General features: G+C 71.0%; 17 protein-coding genes and 1 pseudogene. 4 read left to right on the top strand and 14 right to left on the bottom strand.

Features of this window, described 5'->3' with window-relative positions; genetic code table 11:
- Positions 1 to 152: 152 nt before the first annotated feature.
- Entirely contained in the window at positions 153 to 1,361 is a 1,209-nt protein-coding gene (locus ATM97_RS03765; protein WP_308248363.1) for a molybdopterin-binding protein, read from the top strand.
- 9 nt (positions 1,362 to 1,370) lie between these two features.
- On the opposite strand, the gene ATM97_RS03760 is transcribed toward ATM97_RS03765, so the two are convergent.
- The 4 genes from ATM97_RS03760 to ATM97_RS03745 form a co-directional block, all read right to left on the bottom strand.
- The gene (locus tag ATM97_RS03760; protein WP_218716523.1) at positions 1,371 to 2,183 is read right to left on the bottom strand and encodes an IclR family transcriptional regulator; all 813 of its coding nucleotides are present in this window, start codon (positions 2,181 to 2,183) and stop codon (positions 1,371 to 1,373) included.
- A 232-nt stretch (positions 2,184 to 2,415) separates the two neighbouring features.
- Complete coding sequence (locus tag ATM97_RS03755; protein ID WP_308248362.1) at positions 2,416 to 4,695, bottom strand: LuxR C-terminal-related transcriptional regulator; 2,280 nt, start codon at positions 4,693 to 4,695, stop codon at positions 2,416 to 2,418.
- An 85-nt stretch (positions 4,696 to 4,780) separates the two neighbouring features.
- On the bottom strand, positions 4,781 to 6,022 hold the full coding sequence (locus tag ATM97_RS03750; RefSeq protein ID WP_218716522.1) for an SPFH domain-containing protein: 1,242 nt from the start codon (positions 6,020 to 6,022) through the stop codon (positions 4,781 to 4,783).
- Positions 6,023 to 6,024: 2 nt separating this feature from the next.
- Positions 6,025 to 6,456 carry an NfeD family protein gene (locus tag ATM97_RS03745; RefSeq protein WP_218716521.1) on the bottom strand — a complete coding sequence of 144 codons (432 nt, stop codon included), beginning with the start codon at positions 6,454 to 6,456 and terminating at the stop codon, positions 6,025 to 6,027.
- Between the two features lie 127 nt (positions 6,457 to 6,583).
- Between ATM97_RS03745 and ATM97_RS03740 the strand changes: the two genes are divergently transcribed.
- Both ATM97_RS03740 and ATM97_RS03735 read left to right on the top strand, forming a co-directional pair.
- Positions 6,584 to 7,414 (top strand): DUF3097 domain-containing protein, encoded by an 831-nt coding sequence (locus tag ATM97_RS03740; protein ID WP_218716520.1) that lies wholly within the window; start codon positions 6,584 to 6,586, stop codon positions 7,412 to 7,414.
- Between the two features lie 71 nt (positions 7,415 to 7,485).
- Positions 7,486 to 8,301 (top strand): hypothetical protein, encoded by an 816-nt coding sequence (locus ATM97_RS03735; RefSeq protein WP_218716519.1) that lies wholly within the window; start codon positions 7,486 to 7,488, stop codon positions 8,299 to 8,301.
- A gap of 6 nt (positions 8,302 to 8,307) precedes the next feature.
- Here ATM97_RS03735 and ATM97_RS03730 read toward each other — a convergent pair whose 3' ends face one another.
- The 10 genes from ATM97_RS03730 to ATM97_RS03685 all read right to left on the bottom strand — a co-directional run bounded on the left by ATM97_RS03730 (position 8,308) and on the right by ATM97_RS03685 (position 17,562).
- Positions 8,308 to 8,709: a hypothetical protein gene (locus ATM97_RS03730; protein ID WP_218716518.1), complete on the bottom strand. Its 402-nt coding sequence runs from the start codon at positions 8,707 to 8,709 to the stop codon at positions 8,308 to 8,310.
- Positions 8,710 to 8,821: 112 nt separating this feature from the next.
- On the bottom strand, positions 8,822 to 9,892 hold the full coding sequence (locus tag ATM97_RS03725; protein WP_218716517.1) for a hypothetical protein: 1,071 nt from the start codon (positions 9,890 to 9,892) through the stop codon (positions 8,822 to 8,824).
- Positions 9,893 to 9,915: 23 nt separating this feature from the next.
- On the bottom strand, positions 9,916 to 11,049 hold the full coding sequence (locus tag ATM97_RS03720) for a hypothetical protein (protein WP_218716516.1): 1,134 nt from the start codon (positions 11,047 to 11,049) through the stop codon (positions 9,916 to 9,918).
- A gap of 120 nt (positions 11,050 to 11,169) precedes the next feature.
- On the bottom strand, positions 11,170 to 11,568 hold the full coding sequence (locus tag ATM97_RS03715; RefSeq protein ID WP_218716515.1) for a hypothetical protein: 399 nt from the start codon (positions 11,566 to 11,568) through the stop codon (positions 11,170 to 11,172).
- An 86-nt stretch (positions 11,569 to 11,654) separates the two neighbouring features.
- Positions 11,655 to 12,704, bottom strand: coding sequence for a ferrochelatase (locus tag ATM97_RS03710; RefSeq protein ID WP_218716514.1), 1,050 nt, complete (start codon positions 12,702 to 12,704; stop codon positions 11,655 to 11,657).
- Positions 12,704 to 13,540: an NADH-dependent enoyl-ACP reductase InhA gene (gene inhA, locus ATM97_RS03705; protein ID WP_218716513.1), complete on the bottom strand. Its 837-nt coding sequence runs from the start codon at positions 13,538 to 13,540 to the stop codon at positions 12,704 to 12,706. The genes ATM97_RS03710 and inhA overlap by 1 nt, the downstream gene beginning before the upstream one ends.
- 73 nt (positions 13,541 to 13,613) lie before the next feature.
- On the bottom strand, positions 13,614 to 14,330 hold the full coding sequence (gene fabG1, locus ATM97_RS03700) for a 3-oxoacyl-ACP reductase FabG1 (RefSeq protein ID WP_019050352.1): 717 nt from the start codon (positions 14,328 to 14,330) through the stop codon (positions 13,614 to 13,616).
- An 84-nt stretch (positions 14,331 to 14,414) separates the two neighbouring features.
- Positions 14,415 to 15,419, bottom strand: a complete 1,005-nt coding sequence (locus tag ATM97_RS03695) for a VWA domain-containing protein (protein ID WP_218716512.1) — start codon at positions 15,417 to 15,419, stop codon at positions 14,415 to 14,417.
- Positions 15,416 to 16,372, bottom strand: a complete 957-nt coding sequence (locus ATM97_RS03690) for a DUF58 domain-containing protein (RefSeq protein ID WP_218716511.1) — start codon at positions 16,370 to 16,372, stop codon at positions 15,416 to 15,418. Before ATM97_RS03690 ends, ATM97_RS03695 begins: the two co-directional genes overlap by 4 nt.
- Positions 16,373 to 16,395: 23 nt before the next feature.
- On the bottom strand, positions 16,396 to 17,562 hold the full coding sequence (locus tag ATM97_RS03685) for a MoxR family ATPase (RefSeq protein ID WP_218716510.1): 1,167 nt from the start codon (positions 17,560 to 17,562) through the stop codon (positions 16,396 to 16,398).
- 443 nt (positions 17,563 to 18,005) lie between these two features.
- Between ATM97_RS03685 and ATM97_RS03680 the strand changes: the two are divergent.
- Positions 18,006 to 18,630 (top strand): annotated as a pseudogene (locus ATM97_RS03680) (hypothetical protein); the annotation flags it as partial.

The following is an 18,630-nucleotide window of genomic DNA, read 5'->3' as shown; positions in this document are numbered from 1 at the left end:
GAGGGTGATGTGTCCGAATCCGCACGAGCGGGGCTGCCGCCGGGTGAGCACAACGTCATCGTGGGGCAACTGGCCAGAAAATCGCAGGCAATGGCCGATGCGCACGATGAGTCGGATTGTCGGTGAATTGTGGGCGGAGGCTGGACGTGGTGGTGAGCGCGCGAGCGGGCGTGGTTGTTCCGGCCGTGGGATGTGGGCTGGCCGAGGTGCGCGCACTGATCGCCGCGCGTCTGCGACCGATCGGGGTCAGGGAGCTACCCGTGGCCGACGCGATCGGCGCCACGCTGGCCACCGCGCTCACGACCGGCGGGCCACTGCCCCGCGTGGACAGTGCGGCGATGGACGGCTACGCCGTCGCGGGCCCCGGACCGTGGTGGAGCCTGCACCAGCAGGTCCGCTACGCCGGCCGCGGCTGCTCGGTGGTGCTCGCGCCCGGTGAGGCGGTGCGGATCGCGACCGGCGCCGCCACCCCGCTGGGTACCACCGCCACGCTGCGCGACGAGCACGTGGTGCAGACGACCGTCTCGGGCAAGCCGGTGGTGATGCGCGCGCCGGGCGCCCCGGTGCGCGACGACACCCGCCGCCAGGGTGAGCACTGGGACAGCGGGGTCGAGCTGGCGCGCGCGGGCACCCGGGTGTCGGCCGCACTGGCCTCGGCGGCCCTGAGCGCCGAAGCCGAGACCGTCACGGTGCGCGGCCCGCTGCGCGCCGACGTCGTGATGACCGGCGACGAGATCCGCGCGGTCGGCCCGCTCGGCGCGAACGAGACCAGGGACTCCCTCGGTCCGGTGCTGCCCCAGTTCCTGCGCTGCTGCGATATCGAGAGCACCGGCCTCTGGCATCTGGCCGACGGCGAAGACCTGCTGCGCTCCTGGCTGACCCTGAAATCCCACGCCGACCTGGTGGTGATGGTCGGGGCGACCGGGCGCGGCGCCGCCGACCACCTGCGCACCCTGCTGGCCGACCTGGGCGCCCGGATCGTGGTCGAACGCGCCGCCATCCGGCCGGGCGGCTCCACTCTGGTCGCCCAGCTGCCCGACGGACGCGTACTGCTCGGGCTGCCCGGCAACCCGTTCGCCGCGATCGCGGCGCTGCTCGCCATCGGCCCGGCGGTGGTCGATGCCCTGACCCAGCGGACACCGGGGCCCACCATGTGGGGGCGGCTCTCCGACGCCGGCGTGCTCGAAGGGGCCTCGACCCGCCTGGTTCCCGTTCAGCAGCAGACCGGTGGTGTGTGGCGCAGTACCGGACCCGCGCACACGCCGCACCTGGCCGGGCTGATCGGCTGCCAGGCCCTAGCCGTGCTGCCACCCGGCACCGGCCGGGGCACGCTGGTCGAGCTGCTCCCGCTCCCGCACTGACCCCGGGGGCTAGTGCCGGCGCCCGCAGCGCGGAAAGACCGCCCGCGCGGCCTCGTCGGCGACGTCGACGAGGATATGCGCCAACCGGCTCGTGCCGGGTGCGCGCGGCCCACCGAGCCTGCCCGACAGCGACAACGCGGCGACCGCCCCGGGCGCCCGGCCCCGGATCGGCACCGCCACGCACACGACACCGGCGACCGATTCCTCCCGATCGACAGCGATCCCCTGATGACTCCGGACGCGATCGAGCTCGCGGTGCAGTTCGGCCCGGCGACCGATCGTGCGGGGCGTCCGCTGCGGCAGCCGCTCCCGGAACGCCAGCTCGACGACGCTCGGCTCCAACGTGGCCAGCAACGCTTTGCCGACCGCTGTGCAGTGCGCGGGCATCCGGCCGCCGAGCCGGGTGGGGATGCTGTCGCGGGAACGGCCCGCCGCCTTGTCCAGGTAGAGCACTTCGGGACCGTCGAGCACACCGAGGTGCCCGACCATGCCGGTCCGCTGACACACCTCGTGCAGCAGCGGACTCACCGCCTCCCTGATCTCGTTGTGCTCGACCGCGAGCCCGCCGACCTCGAGCGCCCGTGTCCCGAGCCGGTATCCGCCCGGCGCGTGCGCCAGCCAGCGCAACCGGACCATCTGATCGATGATGCGGTGCACGCTCGAGCGGGGCAGGCCGGTGCGGTCGGCCACCTCGAGCAGCGAGCGGACCGGGTCGGGCCCGTCGAACGCGTCCAGGATCGCCGTCATCCGCTCGATCATGGACGACGGCGGCGGACCGCTGTGCTGCGCGGACCGGGGCTGGACGAGTACGTCGACCGTCATGGGTCACCTCATTTGCCTAGCGATGGTGTCCCCCATCACAGTGCCGTCCCGGTGGTGCGCGGGAATCGCGGAAACTACGGAGATCGCTCGGCGACTACGGATGTTTCCCCCGTCACCCCCGTCCCCACTCTCGGCACGGGGTTGCACTGCGCGCGGATTCGGTCCCACTCAGTGGCAGGCCGGGCCCGCCCTGTGGGACCGCCTGCCCCGTGTCACCGCGACGGTGTCACCGTCAGAGGGAGTTCCGGCTGGCCCAGGCGGCGATCTGGGTGCGCGAGGTGAAGCCGAGTTTGGTGAGGATGTGGTCGACGTGGCTCTCGGCGGTGCGGATCGAGATCACCAGTTCCTGCCCGATCCGGCGATTGCCGTAGCCCTTGGCGATCAGGCGCGCGACATCGCGTTCCCGCCGGGTCAGTATTTCCATCCCGCCGGGTTCGGCGGCCGGGGCCTGCGCCGACGAGGTGTCCATCGCGTAGTCGACGGCGTCGTCGAGGGGCAGCGCGGCACCCGCGGCGAAGCACGCCCCGAACTCCCGCTCGCCCAGTGCGGCGAGGACCTGATCGCGCACTCCCCGACCGATGAGCTGGGTCATCGCGTGCGCCAGCCGTTGCGAACTGCCCCGGCGGACCGTCGATGCCACGCCCATCAGGCGGGCCGCGCGCACCAGGTCGCCGTCGGCGGCGGCCGCCCAGGCCAGGCCGTCCACGCTGGTGGCGAGCCAGGCGCACCGATCGAAGAGCTGGAACAGTTCGATCGACCGGCGCAGCGCCGCGACCGCGCTCCGCTGATCACCGTCACGCCACTGCTGGGTGCCGACCGCCCAGTAGGCCAGCCCCCCGAGCAGGTGCGAGCCGTGCTCGGTGGTCACCGCCAGCAGCCGCTCGGCCATGGCACCGGCGATCGGGTCGTCCAGGGCCAGCGCGCAGACCGCGGCGAAGGCCAGGCTCTCCATCTCCACTTGGGGGTGCGCGCACTCGTGCGCGCTCATCGACGAGGCCACCGAGATGTCCAGCGCCCGATGCAGCTCGCCCGCCCCGAAGGCCAGCACCGCGCCCGCCATCGCGGTCTCGACCTGCACTTCGGCCGACCCGGTTTCGACCGCGATCTCGGTACCGGCCCGCACGAATTCCGCCGCCGTCTCGGTCTCGGAGAGCATGGCCGCCATCACCGAGCTCGCGGCCAGCGCCCTGGCCCGACAGACCGTGCGCTCGGTGTCCTTCGCCAGCGCCGCGGACAACCAGCGGTAGCCCTCCAGCAGGAAGTGACAGTGCTCCCAGAACGGCCACAGCTCCGTCGCGATCTCCAGCGCCCGCCGCGCACCGGCCGGATCGCCGAGTGAGAATTGCAGTGCGGCACGGAGATTGGCGTGCTCGCGGCTGACGTCGCGGAACCAGTCGACGTCGGTGGCGCTCCAATAGTCGGTGCGCCCGCGGCACGCGAGCCGGTAGTAGTACTCGCGATGGCCGACGCGCACCGTGTACTCGGTGCCGCGTGCCCGCAGCCGCTCGCCGGCGAACTGACGCAACGGCTCGAGCATCGAGTACCGGCCTGCGCCGTCGCCGCCGGGCCCGTAGGCCAGCACCGACTTCTCCACCAACCCCGTCAGCGCGGCCAGCAGCGCGTCCGGCGCATCGACCAGGCAGACCGCTTCGGCGGCGTCGAGGTCGAAGCCACCCGCGAACACCGACAGCTGCTCCCACAGCGACTGCTCGTCGGGAGTGCACAGGTCATAGCTCCAGCGGATCGCCGAGGCCAAGGTCTGCTGCCGGTGCGGCGCGGTCCGCAGCCCGGTGGTGAGCAGACCCATCGCGTCGTCGAGGCGGGTGAGGACCTGTTCGGGGGTGAACATCCGCATCCGCAGCGCCGCCAGTTCCAGCGCGAGCGGAATACCGTCGAGCCGTCGGCAGATGGCGGCCAGGGTCGCCGCGTTGGCCGGGGTCCGCCGGAAGGCCGGGTTCGCTGCGCTCGCGCGATCGACGAGCAGCCGGGCCGCGGGACTGTCGAGCTCGCCGGAGTCCGGGTCGGGCACCGACAGCGGCGCCACCGGCAGGACCTGCTCGCCCGCGACGCCGAGCGGCTCACGGCTGGTCGCGAGGATCCGCAGGCCGGTCGTCGCGGGGATGATCCGGTCCGCGAGCGCCGCGCACGCGCCGATCACGTGCTCGCAGTTGTCCAGGATCAGCAGGAGATCGCGGTCGGCCAGGAAGTCGGTGAGCACGGCCAGCGGGGCGCTGGTGTCATCGCGCAGGCCGAGCTCACGCGCCACCGTCGGAGCGACCAGGTTCTGGTCGCTGACGTGCGCCAGCTCGACCAGCCACACACCGTCGGCGAACGCCCGCTGCACGGCCTCGCCGACCCGCCTGCTCAACCGGGTCTTGCCGACCCCGCCCACCCCGGTCAGGGTGAGCAGCCGGGTACCGGCGAGCAACTGCTTGGCCGTCGCGACATCGTCATCGCGGCCGACGAAGCTGGTCACTTCCGCCGGGAGGTTCCCGGACACACGCCTGCCCACGCCCGCTACTGTCGCACGCGCGCCGAGGCCGGTGGCGGCTTTCGGCACACTCGCGCGCAGGCGGGGGCGACCGCGCCCGCGCGGCTCAGCCGTGGTGCGGCGGCTGCCAGGGACGGCCGTACGGATCGTCCGGGCGCGACGCGGGCGGCTGCTGCTGCGGGGCGATCGGCGGCGGTGTCGGCAGTGGCGAGGGTTCCACCGGCGCAACGGTTTTCGGTCGTGGCGGCTCGAAACCCTCGACGGGGGTGCGAGCGGTGGCCTCGGCGGCGCGCACGGCCTGCTCGATCTTGGGGTCCGACGCGGTCTCGAACCAGTCGGCGACGTCGGAGTCGTCCTCGATCTTCACCGGCGGATGGTCCTCGGTCGACGGCTCGTAGCGGAACACCCCGTCCTCGCCCTTGGTGGCGAAGTTCTGGGCGAAGCCCTCGAGCGCCTTGCCGAAATCGCTGGGCACCAGCCACACCTTGTTGGCGTCGCCGCGCGCCACCATCGGCAGCGTCTGCATGTACTGGTAGGCCAGCAGCTCCGGCGTCGGCTTGCCGTTCTTGATGGCGGCGAACACCTTCTCGATGGCCTTGGCCTGGCCCTGGGCCTGCAGGTAGGAGGCGGCGCGTTCACCCTGCGCGCGCAGGATGCGGCTCTGCCGCTCACCCTCGGCCGACAGGATCGCCGACTGCTTGCCACCCTCGGCGGCCAGGATCTGCGCCTGCTTGGCGCCCTCGGCGGTCTTGATCTGCGATTCGCGGGTGCCCTCGGCGGTGAGGATCATCGCCCGCTTCTCGCGGTCGGCCTTCATCTGCTTCTCCATCGATTCCTGGATCGACGGCGGCGGATCGATGGACTTGAGCTCGACCCGGGCCACGCGCAGGCCCCAGCGACCGGTCGCCTCGTCGAGGACGCCACGCAGCTGGTTGTTGATCTGGTCGCGGGAGGTCAGGGTCTCCTCCAGCGTCATCCCGCCGACCACGTTGCGCAGCGTGGTGACGGTGAGCTGCTCGACGGCGGCGATGTAGTTGCTGATCTCGTACACCGCGGCCTGCGGGCTGGTGACCTGGAAGTACACCACCGAGTCGATCTGCAGGGTGAGGTTGTCCTGGGTGATCACCGGCTGCGGCGGGAAGGACACGACCCGCTCACGCAGGTCCACCTTCGCGCGGACTCGGTCGGCGAACGGGACGAGGAATGTGAGCTGACCGGACACGGTGCGCGAGTAGCGTCCGAGCCGTTCGATCACCGCCGCCTCGGCCTGCGGAACGAGAGCGATCGATTTGAAGACCACCACCACGACCAGCAGGACGAGGACAGCGGCCACGATCAAGGCAACCATTGCTAGGGACCCTTCCAGACGACGGCGGTCGCGCCGTCGATCTTCATCACATAGACGGTCACGCCGGCGTCGTAGACTTCGGTCGGGTCCAGCGGTCGTGCGGTCCAGACCTCACCGCCGAGCTTCACCTGACCCGAATGCGCCGCGACCTGTTCGAGGACGAGCGCCGACTTCCCCGGCAGCGCATCGACATTGGTCGGAATCGGGGGCGGGGAACCGAATTTGCGGCGCAGCACCGGCCGCACCCCGAGGAACAACACGCCCGCGACCGCACCGAACACCAGCGCGTCGCCCCACAGCGGTAGGTCCGCGGCGGCGCTGATGCCCGCGGTGCCCAGCGCGGCGACACCGAGCATGAGCAGGGTGAGATCCCCGGTGAGCATTTCCGCCGCCGCGAGAACGATGCCCGCGATCAGCCAGACTATTGCGGCCACCATCCCAGACTAGCCGCGATAACGGCTTTCTGGGCGGCCTCGCCGACCCCGGCCGCGATCATGGGGTCCAGCCGCTTTCGCGCGCCGCTACCGCCGTCGGCCTGCCCGCGCCTCTAAGCTCGGCCGGGTGAGTGGGCGTGACATGTACGGCGGCGACATCTATTCCGGACACCAGCGGACCAAGAAGACACCGGTACCGAAGGTGAGCGCCGACCGGGATCTGGTCGTGGAGGACGCGGCGAGCGGATTCTGCGGCGCGGTAGTCGGTTTCGACCGCAGCTACGACGGCGACTTCGTCAAACTCGAGGACGGGCGCGGCGCGGTCCGGCTGTTCGCGCTGCGCGAGGCGGCCTTCCTCATCGACGGCAAACCGGTCACGCTGGTACGGCCGACGGCGACCGCGGCGGCCAAACAGCCGACCCGGTCGGCCTCCGGATCGACGCGGGTCGAGGGACTGCGCGCCCGGGTGGCCAGGACCAGTCGGATCTGGGTGGAGGGCGTGCACGACGCCGCCCTCGTCGAACGGGTCTGGGGTCACGACCTGCGAGTGGAGGGCGTCGTCGTCGAGCATCTGGAGGGGCTGGACAATCTCGGCGGCAAGCTGACCGAATTCGGGCCGGGCCCCGGCGCGCGGGTCGGCGTGCTGGTCGACCACCTGGTGACCGGTTCCAAGGAGACCCAGCTGACCACCGGCCTCGGCCCGCACGTCTTGGTGACCGGGCATCCGTTCATCGATGTGTGGCAGGCGGTGCGGCCCGCCGCGGTCGGTATCGACGCTTGGCCGACGGTCCCGCGCGGCGAGGACTGGAAGACCGGGATCTGTGCGCGCCTGGGCTGGGGAACACCGCAAGAGGGGTGGCGGCGCGTCTACAACGCCGTCGACTCGTTCCGCGATCTGGAGGCGCCGCTGATCGGCGCGGTCGAACGGCTCATCGACTTCGTCACCGAGCCGGAATAAGTCCACCCGCAGGTCAGACAGGCCCTCAGTGCCCGCACACGATCCCGGGCAAACCTTTATGCTCGATGATTATGTGCTCTCCCAGTGCCACGCTGACGCTGTGGGCCGGCTCCTGGCTGGCCGGTACCAGCGCGCCCGACGACGTCCTGGAGGCACTGCACGCCTGGGCGGCACGACACACGCTGGCCGCGGGTGACCCGGTCACCGGCGGCCGCACCGACCTCCCGTGGACCTCGCGGGGCGAGTCCGTCGGCACCGGAGTCATGCCGCTGCTCAAGGTGATCCGCGAAGCGATGGCACCCGAGGGCGCGCACCTGCGCCTGGTCCTGCCCGCCCCCGGTGACGTGCGCGGACTGCCGGTCGGCACCGCCTTCGCCGCCGACGCGATCGACGCCGAGGAGGGCCTGCTGCTCGGTGTCCCCGGCGAACAGGGCACCGGTTTGATCCCGCAGTGGGATGACGACGAGACGCTGCAATGGACCGTGTACAGCGTCGACATCCCGCACGTCACCGGGCCCGACATGTCGCTGGGCGAAGCCGAATACACGATGCGCGAGTCCGTCCGCGACGCCGCCGACGCGCTCATGCAACTGCACACCACCTCCGTCGGCACCGGCGACGCCGACCCGCGCGAGCAGATCGAAGCGCAGCTGGCAGCGTACTCCCGGCACGCCTATCCCGACTCGATCCCGTTGCGCGCCAAGCGCATTCTCGACACCGCCGACCATGTGGCCGCGATCCTCACCGTCGCCCAGCACGAGCCCGCGTCCGCGCCGACCTCGGCCAGCGCGATCGGCGCGCACGAGTCGCTGCTGCGGCCACTGTGGAACACCATCAGGGAAGCCCGGCTGGTGGCGGTACACGCCGCCGCCGGGCCCGCCCGCTAGCCGCGGTCAGCGCCGGTAGGGCTGCTGATACTGCGGCTGTCCCTGGTACGGCGCGTACTGCTGCGGATACGGCATCGGCTGCTGCGCCGGGTACGGCTGCGGATACTGCGCCTGCGGATACTGCGGCGGGTACGGCTGCTGTTGCGGGTACGGCTGCTGCTGCGGGTATCCGTGTGGCTGCTGGTACTGCTGCGGATACGGCTGCTGGTACTGCTGCGGCGGCATCTGCTGGGGCGCACCGGCATTCGAGCCGCTGCTGAGCTTGCGGATCACCACGACGGCGACGATCACCACGACGATGATCAGGATGGTGATCCACAGCCAATCGGGCAGGCCGATCCCGACGCTGGTTCCCCCGCCACCACCGCGGCGGGCCAGCACACCGTCCGGCATGTGGGCATGATTCATCGGGCCTCCCCCGTCTCGAACATCCACCTTCCCTCGAAGGTCTGCGCGCAGATGCTAGCGCAGCGGATATCCGAAGTGGCAAGCGCCGGTTCGGAATCCGTTCACCTCGCGCTCAGCGGCAATCGTGGGCGGGTGGGACGGCGCCCGGGGGAAAGAAGTCGATCCGGCTGGCCTCCGAGCGCGGCAGCAGGAAGGCGACCCCGCCCGCCCGATTCCAGGACTCCGGGAGCAGCAGGTACTGATTCCCCGACTGCAGAACGAGTTTGAGGCCGTCGTAGCGGAAGTGGTAGGCGGTATCGGGCGCGGGGCAGGTGAGTTCGGTGACGCCGGGAGCCGCCAGACCCAGGCGCTTGTCCGAATACACCGAGACACTGGGCTGGTCCGGGAACTGCGCGACCTGCTCGATCGCCCGTCCGGTGCCGACCGCCGCCGAATAGTCCGCGACCGCCCAGAACAAGCCGACCCCGACGAGCGCGAACACCGCACCCCACTCCCCCGCGGTGAGCACGTCCCCGACCGGTTCGGCACCACCGCGCGCGGCCCGCCGCAACCGCACCGCGGCGACGACCAGCACGACACCACCGACCAGACACAGCCCCGGCGCCCCGACCAGCGACCGCAGCGGGGTCGCGACAACGATGCTGACCAGTCCGGCGGCCACGAGCACACACCCGACCACCATGGTCACACCCACCAGCCGACGACGCTGCGCCTCACTCAGCCGCGGCACCACGAACTCCCGGAACACCCTGCGTCCCAGCAGATACAGCAGGAACAGACAGGCCCCAGCCGCGAGCGGAATGAACAGCGAATCCTGACTCCGCATCAGATAGTCCTGCGTCGTCAACCCGATCGTCGTCGAGTTCACGCCGAAGTAGTCGAAGAACCAGAAGGCGTGCGACCACCCGAAGAAGAACAGCAGCGCGGTCACCAACGTGGTCGGCGCGGCGAAATTGCGGACCATCGGACCGAGGCGGGACAGGCCGGTCTCAGCGGGCGGCGGGGCCGGGGCACCCGGGGCCGGGGTCGAGACCGGCGCGTCGGTCGTGGGGGCCGCCGCAGGCGCGTCCGAGGCGGGGACGGGGGTGGAGGTAGGGGCCTCCGTGGTGAGGGTGGGTCGCGGTACACCGTTTACCCGGTGTGTGCTGTTTCCGGGGTCGGCCGGGGTGGTGTCTGTGCTCATGTCATCCTCCTTTGCCTCGCGGTTCAACCGCCGGACGGTGCCGGTGAGACTTCGGTGCCGCCGGTGTCCGCAGGGTCGTTCAGGGTGTCGTCTCCGAGGCGGGAGCTCGTGTTTCCAGCGGTCCCGCTGCCGTCGCCGGGCCCGCCACCCGAAGTCCCGGCGCCCGTTCCACCGGTCGTCCCCGAGCCGGGACCGGTTGTCTCGCCGCCGCTCGTACCCCCGCCGTTGCCAGCACTGCCGCCCGTCGAACCGTCGCCGCCGCTAGTGCCGCCGGCGGCCCCGCCTCCACTGGTCGTCCCGCCGGGCGTCTCGTCTCCCCCAGTCGTTCCCTCTCCGCCGGGCGTTCCGCCACCCCCAGCCGTTCCCTCCCCGCCGGGTGCTCCGCCTCCGCCGCTGCCCGCTGTTCCGTCACCGCCGGTCCCGCTACCTGCGCCACCACCACCGGTGGAACCGCCGCTGCCGGCCGGGCCTGCGCCACCGGTTCCGGTGCCGCCGTTGTCGTCGGTGGTCGGGCACGGCTCGCTGCCGGACAATTGCACCGTGACCGGGGTGCCGGGGTCGACGGATCCGTTGGACGGCGAGAGTCCGCTGAAGGTGCAGACGCGGGCGTCCGGGGTTCCCAGGACGAAGGAGAGCGCGAGGCAGGTCGGGTCGTGTCCGGCCTCCTGGCAGGCCGTGGCGACGGCGGCTTCGATCCGTCCCTTCAGCTCCGGGGTGAACGGGCTGCCGATTTCGGTGAAGGACGGGATCTTGACCGGGGAACCCTTCGCCTGGTTGCCACCGGGCTTCTTCGCAGGCGCCGGGCCGCCGCCGGGAGGCCGGGCGCCGGGACCGACCGGGCCGCCCGGTGCGCTCCCACCACCGGCCTCACCGACCGGACCGCCCGGGGCCCCGGCGCCGTCGGGAGCCGACTCACCGCCGGATGACCGGCCACCCGGTGCGGTCGCCGACTGCTGATCGGCGGTCGCCGAAAGACCGGGGTCCGAGGGGCCGGGCGAGCGCGAATCGGCCGCGGGCCGCACACAACCCACCGACAGCGACACGACGGCGGCCACCGCGGCCAGTACCACGCCGCAGCGGATACGGCCGGTGGGCCGGCGGATGCCGGCCCGGGGGCGGGCTCGGGCCGGATCAGGTCGAACGGGGTCGCGTCGCATCGTCCTCTCCTGTCGTGCAGGTGGGACGAGAATGCGCCGGGCGGGCGAGGGAACGCGCGAGTACCCGACTACTCGACTATCCGGTCCGCGATCAGGTGCGGCGAAGCGGCAAGCGCTGGTTCAGAATCCGCCGAGCGCGGCCTTCAGGTCGGGGACGTCGAGCACCACCAGGGTGTCGTCGCGGACGACCGGACAGGTCTGAGTGGTGACGGTGTCGACGATGTGGCGATTCCAGGAGAGCGCGGCGTTGGCGGTGGTGTCCTGCACGGTCCACAGCTTCATCGCGCCGGTGAACGCCACCCGGGCGACCCGGGGGCCCAACGCCTTCCAGGTGCCCTGCTGACCGTCGAGGATCCCGCAGAGTTCGTCCACCGAGGCCTGCGAGATGGTGGGTTCGGTGGGGACCGGGCCCGCGTCGTCGTACCCGGAGTCGTTGCCGCAACCGCTCAGGCCCAGTGCGGTCACGGTCAGCACGAACAGGGCAGCCACCCGGCCGCGGTGGAGCATCGTCGAACGCATCGGAATACCTCCGATCTGTCGAGCACAACTCCGCAAAGCCTACTCCCCGGACCCGGGCGACCCGGCGAATGTTTATCCGGTTGTGTTCAGGGCCGGGCCGGACGCGACGCCGGTGCGCAGCAGCCGGGTGCGCACAGGGCCCCGTCGACGGTGCAGCCGTAGCCCGGCACCTCACCCAGTTCGCGCACCGGTCCCCCGGCGAGTCGCTCCTGGATCAGCTCGACGATCATGCGCGAGAAACGCGCATCGGTGCCCGGCGTCGCGGCCCGGGCGAAGGCCATGCCGAGCTCGGCCGCCTTCTGCGCGGCCTCGTTGTCGAGGTCCCAGATCACCTCGAGATGATCGGAGACGAAACCGACCGGGCAGACGACCACGGCGTCGATCCCCTTGCCGTGCAACGCATCCAGATGGTCGACGATGTCGGGTTCCAGCCACGGCACCTGCGGCGGGCCCGACCGTGACTGCCACACCAGGTCGTAGTCGGCGAAACCGGTCGCGGCGGCGCACAATCGGGCCGCCTCGGCGACCTGCCTGCTGTAGAGGCGGCCGCCGTCGGCGGGCGGGCCCGCGGCGATGTCGGCCGAGATCGGGATGGAGTGCGCGGTGAACACCAGGCGCACACCGTCGCGGCGATCGGCCGGGATCCGGGCGACCGCGGCGGTGATCGCGTCGGCGAACGACGCGATCAGCAGCGGATGGTCGAAGTACTGGCGCAGCTTCACCAGTTCCGGCGCATCGGCACCGACCGCGGCCCGCGCGCGGGCGATGTCCTCGTCGTACTGGCGGCAGCCCGAGTACCCGCCCCACGCCGAGGTCGGGAAGACCAGGGCCGAGCGCACACCGTCGGCGGTCATCCGCGCGACCGTGTCCTCCACCAGGGGATGCCAGTTGCGGTTGCCGAAGTACACCGGCAGGTCGAGCCCGGCGTCGGCCAGATCGGCCTCGACCGCGGCGATGATGTCGCGGTTGAGCGCGTTGATCGGCGAGACACCACCGAAATGCAGGTAGTGCTGGGCAACCTCGTCGAGCCGCGCCCGGGGTACCCCGCGGCCCCGAGTGACGTTCTCCAGGAACGGGATCACGTCCTCGGGACCCTCGGGGCCACCGAAGGACAGCAGCAACAGGCCGTCGGTCATCAGTTGGCGGTGAAGCCCTCGGGGAACCACATGTTGTGGCTGGCGCCGCCGTCGACGTAGATGATCGAGCCGGTAGTGGCGGGCAGCCAGTCCGACAGCAGCGCGACGATCGACTTGCCGACCGCGCGCGCGTCGGCGCCGTCCCAGCCGATCGGCGACGCGCCGTCCCAGTACTCGTCGAGCTGACGCAGCTGCTTGGCGTCGTCGGTCGCGGTACCGGCGATGGCCTTGGCCGCGAGGGTCTTCACCGGACCCGCGGCGATCAGGTTGGAGCGGATCTTCTTGGCGTAGCCCACTTCCCGGGCCACGTACCGGTTCACCGACTCCAGCGCGGCCTTGGAGACACCCATCCAGTTGTAGTACGGCATCGCCACGCGCGGATCGAAGTCCATGCCGACGATGGAGCCGCCCTCGTTCATCACGGGCAGCACGGCGCGGGCCAGCGAGGCGTAGCTCCACGCGGAGATCTCGAACGACTTCGCCACATCGGGGCCGGGGCCCTCCAGGAACGGCACCGCGTCCGGGCCCATCAGGGTCTTGGGCGCGAAGGCGATCGAGTGCAGCACACCGTCGATGCCCTCGGGCGCCAGCTCGCGCAGGGCGTCGGCCAGCGCGCCCAGGTTCTCCTCGTTGGTGACGTCCAGCGGAATCGCCGGCGGCACCTCCTGCGGCAGGCGCTTGGCGATGCGGTCGATCAGCCGCAGCCGTTCCGGGATGCCGGTGATGATCACCTTCGCGCCCTGCTCCTGCGCGACCGCCGCCGCGCTGAACGCGATCGACGAATCGGTGATGATGCCGGTGACCAGAATGGTCTTGCCTTCGAGCAGTCCGCCCATGAGTTTTCGGTTCTCCTGAAATCAGTATGGTTGCCGCCACCTTGTCGGTGGCGCGGGGCAATCCGTTAGCGGATCAGTGACCCATGCCCATGCCGCCGTCGACCGGAATGACGGCACCGGTGACGTAGCGCGAGTCCTCCGACGCCAGGAAGCTGACCACCGCGGCGACGTCCTCGGCCTGGCCGAGGCGACCCAGCGGAATGAACTTCTTGGCGGTTTCCTTCAGATCCTCGGGCAGCTCGGCGGTCATGTCGGTCTCGATGAAACCGGGAGCGACCACGTTGGCGGTGATCGAACGCGAGCCCAGCTCACGAGTGATGGAGCGCGCCATACCGATCACGCCCGCCTTGGAAGAGGCGTAGTTGATCTGGCCGGGGCCACCGCCGAGACCGACGACGGAGCCGAGGAAGATCATCCGGCCCCACCGCGCGCGGAGCATGGCGCGGTTGGCACGCTTGGCACAGCGGAAAGCGCCGGTGAGGTTGGCGTCGATGACGCGCTCGAACTGGTCCTCGGTCATCCGCATCAGCAGGGTGTCGTCGGTGATACCCGCGTTGGCGACCAGCACCTCGACCGGACCCTGGTGCTCCTCGACCTCGGTGAACGCACGGTCGACCGACTCGCTGTCGGTGACATCGCACTTCACTCCGAACAGACCCTCCGGCACCCCCGATCCGCGGTGCGTGACGGCGACCTTGTGGCCGTCGGCGAGCAGGCGCTGGGCGACCGCGAGACCGATACCGCGGTTACCACCGGTCACCAGGACCGAGCGGGATGTGACGTTCGACATAGGGTCCAACCTATCTGTTCCGGTTCGTGTGCCCCGCGTCAGGGTCGCGGCACTGCGACGTCTCACAACGCGGGGCGAGGCGTGCTAGGGCAGGCGTTGACGATAGAGCAAACTGACCACGACGCCGGCGGCGACGAACAACATACCGAGCAGCAGCCACGGCCTGCTCGCGTCGCCGCGGGTGGTCTCGTAGCCGATCTGTTCCTCGAGGGTGTCGTAGACGGCACGCAGTTCGGCCAGTGAGGAGGCGGTGTAGAACTCACCGCCGGACAGCTTGGCGATCTCCTGCAGCGAGGCGTTGTCCACGGGCACCTTCACCCGCTGCGAACCCTTGCCGTCGGAATCCGGGATCTCGACGGTGCCCCATTCGGTGCCGAAGGAGATCGTGGAGACCGGGATGTTCTTGTTCTTGGCCAGCCGGGCCGCGGTGAAGCCGTGCCGCGGGTTGTCGACGTCCTTGTCGTCGGGCACGGTCTGCTTACCGTCCGACATCAGCACGATGCGGGCCGGCGGCGGGGTCTCCGCGCCGCCGAGCACGGCGGCCAGGGTGTCGATCGACTGCAGGGCGGTCAGGATGCCCTCGCCGGTGGCAGTGCGCTCGGCCAGCTTGATGTTGTCGATCGAGTGCTTGACGGCCTCGCGGTTGGTCGTCGGCGACACCATCACCGACGCGGTTCCGGCGAAGGTGACGAAACCGAGGTTGATGCCGGGGGTCAGGCCGTCGACGAATTCCTTGCCTGCCTTCTGCGCGACCTGCAGCCGGTTCGGCTCCACGTCGGTCGCCTCCATCGACAGCGACACGTCCATCACCAGCACGACGGTCGCGCGGTTGCGCGGCACCTTCTGCACGGCGGTCGGTCCGGCGGCGGCGACGGTCAGCAGCACCAGGCCGGCGAGGATGAGCGCGATCGGCACGTGCCGCATCGGGCTGGGTCGCGACGGGGCGACCCGCTCGAGCACGGACATGTTGCCGAACTGCAGCATCCGTTTGTGCCTGGCCCGCTGGACCAGCACATAGCCGAGGACCAGCAGGGCGACGACGACCAGGAAACCGAGCCAGACGACGGCCGTGAAATGCGAAATACTCACTGGCGAGGCACCCGCCCGCTCGGGGCGCCGAGGCTGTGGCGCCGGGTGGACACGAACCGGACCACGTCGGCGATCCAGTCCCGATCGGTCTGCAGCGACAACACCGGCGCACCGCAACTGCGCAGCGCCTGCTGCACCTGCGCGCGCTGGGCCTGGGCGGCGGCCGCGAAATCGGCACGCAGTGTGGGGGTGACGCTGAACTCGCGGGTGCGACCCGATTCCGGATCGTGCAGCACCACGTCGCCACCGTCGGGCAGCGCGACGTCGAGGGGATCGAGCACCTCGACCGCGAGCAGGTCGTGGCGGGCCGAGATCGCGCGCAGCGAGCGCTGCCAGTCGACGTCACCGAGGAAGTCGCTGATCACCACGGCCAGACCACGTTTGCGCTGCGGGCGGCGCAACGACTCGATCCCGGCCTTGAGGTCACCGCGCACGCCGTCGCGGGCGTGCGGGGTGGTCGCGATGCCGCGCAGCATGGTCTGGGCGTGCAGGCGACCGCTGCGCGCGGGGATGCGCACCAGGTCCTGGCCCGTGGCGACGACGGCGCCGATGCGATTACCGCCGCCGGAGGTGAGGTGGGTGATCGCCGCGGCCGCCGCGATCGCGAGATCGCGCTTCTGCACCCGGCCGGTGCCGAAGTCCAGACTCGACGACAGGTCGACGACGAGCCAGGTCTCGAGCTCGCGGTCGGCGATCATCTGCCGCACGTGCGGATGGGTGGTGCGGGCGGTGACCGACCAATCCATCTGTCGCACATCGTCACCGGGCTGGTACAGCCGCGCCTCGCCCGGTTCCGACCCGGGCCCGGGGATCAGGCCCTGGTGGTCGCCGTGCAGGACACCGTCGAGGCGGCGCCGCACCGTCAGTTCGAGTGTCTTGAGCGCGGCGGCCAGCTTCGGGTCGGTCAGTTCACCGGCACGGAACGACGGCGGCGCGTGGGACGAGGTGGGCACGCGGACAACGGGTTCCGGCGCACTCACTGGGGCGCGACGTGGCCGGCGGGCTGGGACTGCTGCCCGTTCACCGGCTGCGGCACGGGCTGTTGCTGGGCGGGCGGCTGGGGTACCGCGGGCTGCTGGGGCGCGGCCTGGCCACCGACGGCCTGGGGCGCGACCTGCGGCAGGCCGACGGTCTGCAGCACCCGCTTGATGACGTCCTCGGGGGTGACCTCGTCGGCCAGCGCGTCGTAGGACAGCACCAGACGATGGCGCAGCACGTCCGGGATCACCTCGACGACGTCCTGCGGCACCACGTAGTCGCGGCCGCGGATCAGGGCGACGGCGCGCGCGGCGGCGATGATGCCGAGGCTGGCACGCGGCGAGGCGCCGTAGGAGATCCAGCTGGCCACATCGGGCATGCCGAACTCGGCGGGGGTGCGGGTCGCGGTGATGACGCGGACGACGTAGTCGACCAGCGCGTGGTGCACGAAGACGTTGGCCGCCAGCTTCTGCAGCCGGATGATGTCCTCGGGCGCGAGGATCTGCTTGGGCTCCGGCGGGGTCACGCCCATCCGGTAGATGATCTCGCGCTCCTCCTCGACCGAGGGGTAGTCGACGACGACCTTGAACAGGAAGCGGTCGCGCTGGGCCTCGGGCAGCGGGTACACGCCCTCGCTCTCGATCGGGTTCTGGGTCGCCATGACCAGGAACGGATCGGGCATCGGGTAGGTCTTGCCGCCGATCGACAGCTTGCGCTCGGCCATCACCTCGAGCAGTGCCGACTGCACCTTGGCGGGCGCGCGGTTGATCTCGTCGGCGAGAACGAAGTTCGCGACGACCGGGCCGAGTTCGGTGTCGAACTCCTCGCGGCCCTGCCGGTAGATGCGGGTACCGATGAGGTCGGTGGGCACCAGGTCGGGCGTGAACTGCACACGCGAGAACGAACCGCCGACGACCTTGGCGAAGGTTTCCACGGCGAGGGTCTTCGCGACGCCGGGCACACCTTCGAGCAGCACGTGGCCGCGCGACAGCACACCGACGAGCAGCCGCTCGACGAGACGATCCTGGCCGACGATGACCCGCTTGACCTCGTAGATCGCCTTCTCGAGAGTCTGGACGTCACGCTCCAGGGTGCTCGGCGTTGCCGTACCGGCGTCCTTCGCCAGCTTCGGCCCGCTCACACCTTCCGTCGAAGTCACCAACATCCCCGCTTTCGCTTTGGTCCTGTGCGTGCCGCCCCAACTATTCCAGGTAATCGCCCGGCGCGCCGCAACCGGCCGGGAGCGGACGCGGATTCGTCGTATTACCCAGCCCAGCTCGGTACGCCCGTCACCCTACGCATGTCGCGTGCCGGCCGCCCGCGCGACGCGGACACCCGGCCGCAGCGCCGATTCCGGCGGAGCACAGTGGCTAATCATCAGCAACATGATCTCGCTCGCAGGGGGCGCCACCGGTAACGATCCGGAATCGGCGATGGTCACTCGCCCAGGTCGGCGCGGCCATCCGCCCGCGCGTGGTGTTGAACACACAGATCAGCGGCATTTTGACTGACCTCGTTGCGGTTCCATGGACTACCTCCGCAAGCCGATCAACTTTTCGCATCCATACCGGCCTGTCGGATTGTTTCGATCCTTAGAAGGTGATGTTCATGCGGTTTCCACCCCTCTCGCGATTCTCTCGCCATTTGCTGCCGTCGGCCGCCGTCGCCACCGTGGCGGCGATCGGCCTCGCCGCCGCGCCCGCGGCCGTGGCCAACCCCCTCACCCCGCCCGGCATCGGCGTGCTCGGCATCGACACCGGTTCCGCGGGCCTGGATCTCGGCGGTACCGGTTCCGGCGCGGCGGGCCCGGCGCTCGGGCTGGGGGCCGACGGCTCCGGTACGGGAGTGCTCGACACGGGCAGCGGCGCCGGGACCGAGCTCGGCTTGGGCACCGGCTCGGGAGCCGGTGGCGCGCTCGGCACCGGCAGCTCCGACGCGGCCGCGGGCAGCAGCGCCGCGGGAACCGAACTCGGACTGGGTCCGGGTGCCGGCGGTGCGGCGGGATCCGGGAGTGGCGCGCTGGGTTCGGGTAGCGCAGACGTCGGCAGCGCAGCGGCATCCGGCAGCTCCGAAGCACTCGGCACCGGCAGCGCGCTCGGCGCGGGCGACGCCCTGGCCAGCGGCAGTGGGGAGGCGCTCGGGACCGGCAGCGCCCTCACGGGCAGCGCTGCGGGAGCACTCGGCACCGCACTGGGCGCGGGCGGTGCCCTCGGCAGCGGCAGCGCGGCGTCCG

It is taken from the genome of Nocardia sp. MH4 (assembly GCF_019266065.1).
In the GTDB taxonomy this organism is placed as follows: Bacteria; Actinomycetota; Actinomycetes; order Mycobacteriales; family Mycobacteriaceae; genus Nocardia; species Nocardia canadensis.
Note: the sequence above shows the minus strand (reverse complement) of the source record. Positions and strands in the feature narration are given on the sequence as shown.

Bases quoted from the DNA above. Each gene is read 5' to 3' on its own strand.
- ATM97_RS03720 (WP_218716516.1), bottom strand. From the start codon at position 11,049: ATGCGACGCGACCCCGTTCGACCTGATCCGGCCCGAGCCCGCCCCCGG.
- ATM97_RS03715 (WP_218716515.1), bottom strand. From the start codon at position 11,568: ATGCGTTCGACGATGCTCCACCGCGGCCGGGTGGCTGCCCTGTTCGTG.
- ATM97_RS03760 (WP_218716523.1), bottom strand. From the start codon at position 2,183: ATGACGGTCGACGTACTCGTCCAGCCCCGGTCCGCGCAGCACAGCGGT.
- fabG1 (WP_019050352.1), bottom strand. From the start codon at position 14,330: ATGTCGAACGTCACATCCCGCTCGGTCCTGGTGACCGGTGGTAACCGC.
- ATM97_RS03730 (WP_218716518.1), bottom strand. From the start codon at position 8,709: ATGAATCATGCCCACATGCCGGACGGTGTGCTGGCCCGCCGCGGTGGT.
- ATM97_RS03710 (WP_218716514.1), bottom strand. From the start codon at position 12,704: ATGACCGACGGCCTGTTGCTGCTGTCCTTCGGTGGCCCCGAGGGTCCC.
- ATM97_RS03750 (WP_218716522.1), bottom strand. From the start codon at position 6,022: ATGGTTGCCTTGATCGTGGCCGCTGTCCTCGTCCTGCTGGTCGTGGTG.
- ATM97_RS03685 (WP_218716510.1), bottom strand. From the start codon at position 17,562: ATGTTGGTGACTTCGACGGAAGGTGTGAGCGGGCCGAAGCTGGCGAAG.
- ATM97_RS03725 (WP_218716517.1), bottom strand. From the start codon at position 9,892: ATGAGCACAGACACCACCCCGGCCGACCCCGGAAACAGCACACACCGG.
- ATM97_RS03735 (WP_218716519.1), top strand. From the start codon at position 7,486: ATGTGCTCTCCCAGTGCCACGCTGACGCTGTGGGCCGGCTCCTGGCTG.
- inhA (WP_218716513.1), bottom strand. From the start codon at position 13,540: ATGGGCGGACTGCTCGAAGGCAAGACCATTCTGGTCACCGGCATCATC.